Raw genomic sequence first — 5369 nt, 5'->3', positions numbered from 1 at the left:
AGCAACGCCAGCATCGCGCGCACCGCCCAGTCGACCGCCGCCTTCCACGCGCTTTTCTTGGCATCGCGCCACGCGCCGAGCAGCTGGCGCAGGTCGCCGATGTCGCCGCGCGCCGCCTCGTCGGACAGCCCGAGCCGCGCCAGCGCCCGCCGCGCCCCCAACTCGCTCGCCTCCTCGATCACCGCGCGCAGCACCGCCGCGTCGCCGACAACGTCGGGCGCACCCGTCCCCGCCAGCGCGACCAACCGCGCCAGCGCTTCTTCCTCATCCATGTCGAAATCTCCCGTCGCCCCCGCGAAGGCGGGGGCCGTTGTCGGCCTTGCGCTGTGCTGCGGGCGGCCCCCGCCTTCGCGGGGGCGACGCTAAACCCCCAGCATCGCCTTCTTCTCCTCGCCGGTCAGCCAGTCCGCCCCCGACACCGCGTGCCACAACATCATCCGCTCCTCGGCGAGCGCGGGCACCTTGTTCAGGTCGACGCGCAGCACCGCACCCGGAAACCAGCCGCGCAGCCCCTGCGCGATACCCGCCAATATTTTGCCCGCCAGCGGCAGCACCGTCAGCCGCCACAGCGCCCGGTTCGCCTCCTTGTAATTGGCGTAAGTCGCGTCGCCCGGCAGCCCGAGCAGCATCGGCGGCACGCCGAACGCCATCGCGATCTCGCGCGCCGCGCTGTTCTTCAGCTCGAGGAAATCCATGTCGGCGGGCGACAGCGACAGCGCCTGCCAGCGCAATCCGCCCTCGAGCAGCAACGGCCGCCCCGCATTCGCCCCGCCGGCAAAGCCCTCGGCCAGTTCCTCGCGCAATCGCTCGATCTGCTCGGCCGACAGCGGCACACCCCTGTCGCCCGGATCATGAACCAGCGCCCCCGAGGGCCGCGCCGCATTCTCCAGCAGCGCGCGGTTCCACCCCGTCGCGGCATTATGTGCCGCGATCGCCGCCGCCGCCGCACCCAGGCACCCCGCGCCATAATGATCGTCGAGCGGATGCGGCGCCTTCAGGTGGACGACCGCGGTCCGCCCCGCGCCATCCTCGGCCGCCAGCACCGCCGCGCTGCCCCCGGCCTTGTAGCGATAGGCGACCGGCCAGCCGCGGCTGTCGGCTTCGACCGTCACCCGCTCGGGCCGCAGCGCAAACAGCTCCGCCGGCGCCCCCGCGCCGTCGGCCAAAATCTGCACATAGCCATTGCCGTGCAGCAGCAGCTGCGCCGCCAGCGTCTCGAGCAGCCCCTGCCCGCCCGAGGTCGCGGCGACCAGCGCCGCCAGCGCCGGATCGCTCGCCTCGACCGCCGCCCCGCCGACCGCCTCGGCGACCAGCCGCACCGAGCGCTGGACGATCGGGTTAGCCAGATATCCCTCGCGCACCTGCGCCTCGAACGACAGCGGCGCGGGCGCGCTCCACGATCCATAGACACGCGACAAAGCGGGCCGCGCAGCATGCTGCGCGGCCTTGCGGCCAAACCAGTTCATATGATTCTCCGTCAGATGAGACTGCCGAACCTTTAACGCCGGCTAAGTTGGCGGGGCGTAGCTCGGCGGCCGGCTTACTACACGTCCGCCCCCCATTGAGATTTTCTCAGGCAGCAAACACCGGTTCAAACGACCAGCCGTAATTTCGATTCCTGGCTTCAGACCTCTCCCCTTGGCGAATCGCCCGGGTGGGGATGCAACGAAGACCTCGCATTGGGGAGCAAGCTTTGCGATGGCGGCAATGGCAGGAGAAAGATCGGTATCTGCCGAAATGACTATCAATCTCTCCGCTTCGCCCCGAAGTGCGTCGCAAACCATATGCACCGCTATTTGAACGTCGGTTTCCTTTTCCTCGTGACCAATCCATGTGGATTGGCACGAGAGGCACTTTCTCGGTTTGGCTTTAAATTTTGCCATGTGCGGGATAGCGCCATGCGCAGCGATTGCGCTTACATAATCGCGATGTCGAGCATATCGCTGGGGCATCCAAGTGGCATATGCGGAGAAGTACTTAACCGTCTTCAGAATTTCGCCTTGCCGGAGCAAAGAAAGTCCGATCGCATTTAAATCGACCCATTTCAGCCATGGCTTATGCAATGCGTCTATCGCATGATAGAGGTTAAAGCCGTCAATATATACTATTACCCGCCGCATCTCGTCAGGCATAAACGACAAAGGCCGGGACTGGAAGCCCCGGCCTGTCTAACAGGATCATGCCTGTTAGGATGATGCATGCCAGATAGGACATATCCTATTAACGTCAAGTGAATTGTATCGTCTCACGATACAATTCAAACCCGCCGCACCCCCGGCCCCGCCGCGCCGGCCCCGCGCAGCAACTCCGCCAAAGCCCACACGCACGCATCCGCCCGATCCGGCGACCGCCCCGGCCCCGCATAGCCGCCGCCGACCTGGAACCCGCAAAGCTGGTCCTCAAGGTCGCCGAACACCCCCGCATGCACCACCTGCCCGCGCTCATAGGCGAGCGCGACGGGTTCAGCGCGCCGCGCCTTGCCGACGCTCGCATGCACCGGCACCACCGGGAGCGTGCAATCGGCCTGCCGCAGCGTGCCCGTCACCATCTCGCCGCCCATATTGCTCTCGGCGACCACCCGGTCGGCGCCCCAGCGCGCCGCCGCCGCCGCGACCGCCTGCGCCCACACGCCGGGCGACACCTTCTCGACGCTCGCATCCTCGATCACCGCCAGCCGGCGATCGCGCAGCAGCGCCGCGACGACGATCCCGCACGCATCGCCTTCGCTCGTCGCCGGCGGATCGACCCCGATCACGACACGCACCGGCTTGCCGACCGCATCGGCATCGACCCGGCACGCTTCGACCAGCGCGCGGCTCCACAGCGCCCCCTCGACATCCGCGAGCATTTCGCCGCCCAACTCCTGCCGCCCCAGCCGCGTCCCGCCATAGTTCGCCAGCATCGCCTCGACGAAGCTCTCGGGCAGGTGCGGGTTCTCGTCGGTCCGCCCCGACGTCTCGGTCACACCCGTCGCCGCCTTCACCCGCCGCATTGCGGCATTGGTCTGCGGCGTCGTCGTCACGACCACGCGCGGGCGCTCGCCCAGCCGCATGCCGAGCATCAGATTGTCCCACACCGCCGTCCCGCGCCGCCATTTGGCGAGTTCGTCGCACCAGGCCGCATGATGCTCGGGCCCGCGCAATTCCTCGCCGGCTTCGGCCGAATAGAGCATCGCCACCGCCCCGCTGTCGAAACGCAATTCGCGCCGCCCCGGCGCCCAGCTCGGCGCCTCATGCGACCGCGCCACCGCGATCAGCCCGCTCGGCCCCTCGATCATCACCCGCTGCCCGTCGGCGATCGTCGCCGCGACCAGCGCGATCCGCGCCCCCGGCCTGTCGCGCGCGACCTCGCTCACCCATTCGGCGCCCGCGCGCGTCTTGCCGAACCCGCGCCCCGCCTGGATCAGCCAGATGCGCCAGTCGCCCGGCGGTTCGCGCTGCCCGTCGTTTTCGGCGCCATACCAGCGCGCGATCAGTTCCTCCTTCTGCGCCTGGCTCAACGACCGCATCAGCCGCCGCCACTGGCCGGGGGTGAATTCGGCCATATCGGCAAAGATGGCATCCGACCGTTCACGCCGCGCGGCGGGCGTCGCCTCCAGCTTCACGCGCCCCCCGCCGCATCGGTGCCGCCGTCCAGCCGCGCGCGGCCGATGGCCCGCTGGCGCTTGATCATCGCGATCTTCTTGAGCAGCACCGCGTCGGTTTCCTCCTGCGTCGCGACATGGCCCGATCGCCGCTGCTGCGGCTTGCCTTGCTGGACGCTGCGGCGATGCAGGCTCAACACCGCGATCGCCTGCTCGACCGTCATCACGGCCAACGGCTCGGCCCGTTCGTCGAGCTCGAGTTCGCCGAGCACCTCCAGCGCCCGGCGCGCCAGCGCCATTTCGAGCCGCCCATAGCCCAGCTCCAGCGCCTCCTGCCATTGCCGCGCGAACTGCGGATCGCGCTGGCGCAGCGCATAGGCGCCGCGCTCGCCCATATCGGCCGCCTTGTGCGCGCGGCTGACGTTACAGCTATGCGCCAGCTCGGCCAGGAAGGCGCGGCGCCGCGCCTTTGTCCATCCGTTGGGCTTCGAACTGCGCCGCTGCGCCGGACCGCCATTATAGGCGGCGATCTCCTCCTCGCCTTGCTCCGTCTCGCCCATGTCCACCTCGCCCCAAACGCAAGTCGGGCCGGAAAGCCCTTCCGCTTCGGAAGAGGCCCCGGCCCGACTCGCAATTCTGCATGATGGCTTACATGTGCCACATCAGCGTGACGATGTCAACAAAAATAACCGATTTGGTTATCGGACAATATCGGCACGCCTTGCAGGCGCGTTACGACGCGTCGTACCAGGCGTCGTCCTGATCGTTCGCGGTGCCGCCGCCGCCCCGCGTTGCGTTAGCAGGCGATACGACATGCAGCTCGGGCGTCTGCCACGTCTTGCGCGTGTCGTTCGGGTTGGAATCGTTGGTCATGACAAATCCCCGTTATAGATGAAGAATAAGCTATTACCGAAGAACGCTTCGGAGTCAATTAGCCCGATGATTCGTTCGATACATCAACCGGCTGGGGACAATTTGCTGGCTCGCGCGGGAAACAACCCTATGCTTGCCTCCGCTTTTGGAATGGGAGGGACATTTGTCGGGTCATACGGACGCTTTGATACGGAATGTGGCGATCATCGGCGGCGGCACCGCGGGCTGGATGGCCGCCACGGCGCTCGCCAAGCACCTGTCGGCGGAAAACTGCACGATCCGGCTGGTGGAATCAGAGGTCATCGGCACCGTCGGCGTCGGCGAGGCGACCGTCCCGCCCATCCACCGCTTCCACAGGGGCGTCGGCATCGACGAACGGGACTTCCTCCGCGCGACAAAGGCGACGATCAAGCTCGGCATCAATTTCGTCGACTGGCTCCGCCCCGGCGCCGACTATGTCCATCCCTTCGGCGGCTATAACATCGACGGCGGCGAATATGCCCCGCGCGGCTTTCACCACCTGCTCCACGCCGGCCAGTCCTTCGACGATTATAATTCCCAGATCATCGCTGGCCGCGCCGGCAGGTTCGGTCCAAAGATCGCGGGCCGCGAAAAGCGCCTCGCCTATGCTTATCATTTCGACGCCGGGCTCTACGCCGCCTTCCTGCGCCAGATCGCCGAAGGCCGCGGCGTGCTCAGGACCGAGGGGCAGGTCGTCGACGTCGAGCGCCATCCCGAAACCGGCTTCATCGCCGCGGTGACCCTCGCCGACGGGTCGCGAATCGCCGCCGACCTGTTCATCGACTGCACCGGCTTCGGCGGCCTGCTGATCGAACGCACGCTGGGCGCGGGCTATGACGACTGGACCCACTGGCTCCCCGCCGACCGCGCCGTCGCAGTCCCCTCGGCGCGG

General features: G+C 67.4%; 7 protein-coding genes. 1 reads left to right on the top strand and 6 read right to left on the bottom strand.

Translation table 11 applies throughout. The annotated features are described in order from the left end of the window. The 6 genes from B1A78_RS20155 to B1A78_RS22850 all read right to left on the bottom strand — a co-directional run. Positions 1–272 (bottom strand): DUF6127 family protein (locus tag B1A78_RS20155; RefSeq protein WP_077148660.1); only part of this gene is annotated, 272 nt, incomplete at its 3' end. Between the two features lie 90 nt (positions 273–362). Beyond that, entirely contained in the window at positions 363–1466 is a 1104-nt protein-coding gene (locus B1A78_RS20150) for a phage portal protein (RefSeq protein ID WP_077148659.1), read from the bottom strand. A 42-nt stretch (positions 1467–1508) separates the two neighbouring features. Next, positions 1509–2132: an NYN domain-containing protein gene (locus B1A78_RS20145; protein ID WP_083734363.1), complete on the bottom strand. Its 624-nt coding sequence runs from the start codon at positions 2130–2132 to the stop codon at positions 1509–1511. 125 nt (positions 2133–2257) lie between these two features. Further along, complete coding sequence (locus tag B1A78_RS20140; protein ID WP_077148661.1) at positions 2258–3544, bottom strand: DNA-packaging protein; 1287 nt, start codon at positions 3542–3544, stop codon at positions 2258–2260. 56 nt (positions 3545–3600) lie between these two features. After that, a complete protein-coding gene (locus tag B1A78_RS20135) occupies positions 3601–4143 on the bottom strand; it encodes a hypothetical protein (RefSeq protein ID WP_077148658.1) in 543 nt (180 codons plus the stop codon). Positions 4144–4315: 172 nt separating this feature from the next. After that, the gene (locus tag B1A78_RS22850) at positions 4316–4456 is read right to left on the bottom strand and encodes a hypothetical protein (protein WP_179102114.1); all 141 of its coding nucleotides are present in this window, start codon (positions 4454–4456) and stop codon (positions 4316–4318) included. 196 nt (positions 4457–4652) lie between these two features. Here B1A78_RS22850 and B1A78_RS20130 point away from each other — a divergent pair. Continuing rightward, positions 4653–5369: tryptophan 7-halogenase (locus B1A78_RS20130; protein WP_256839567.1), on the top strand; the 717-nt coding region annotated here is incomplete at its 3' end.

Origin of the sequence: Sphingopyxis sp. KK2 (genome assembly GCF_001990265.1) — a bacterium.
Lineage (GTDB): Bacteria > Pseudomonadota > Alphaproteobacteria > Sphingomonadales > Sphingomonadaceae > Sphingopyxis.
The sequence above is the reverse complement of the archived record's forward strand: the minus strand, read 5'-3'. Positions and strand labels throughout refer to the sequence as shown.

Excerpts from the sequence above, each read along its gene's own strand:
- B1A78_RS20135 (WP_077148658.1), bottom strand. The coding sequence starts at position 4,143 with ATGGGCGAGACGGAGCAAGGCGAGGAGGAGATCGCCGCCTATAATGGC.
- B1A78_RS20140 (WP_077148661.1), bottom strand. The coding sequence starts at position 3,544 with ATGGCCGAATTCACCCCCGGCCAGTGGCGGCGGCTGATGCGGTCGTTG.
- B1A78_RS20145 (WP_083734363.1), bottom strand. The coding sequence starts at position 2,132 with ATGCCTGACGAGATGCGGCGGGTAATAGTATATATTGACGGCTTTAAC.
- B1A78_RS22850 (WP_179102114.1), bottom strand. The coding sequence starts at position 4,456 with ATGACCAACGATTCCAACCCGAACGACACGCGCAAGACGTGGCAGACG.
- B1A78_RS20150 (WP_077148659.1), bottom strand. The coding sequence starts at position 1,466 with ATGAACTGGTTTGGCCGCAAGGCCGCGCAGCATGCTGCGCGGCCCGCT.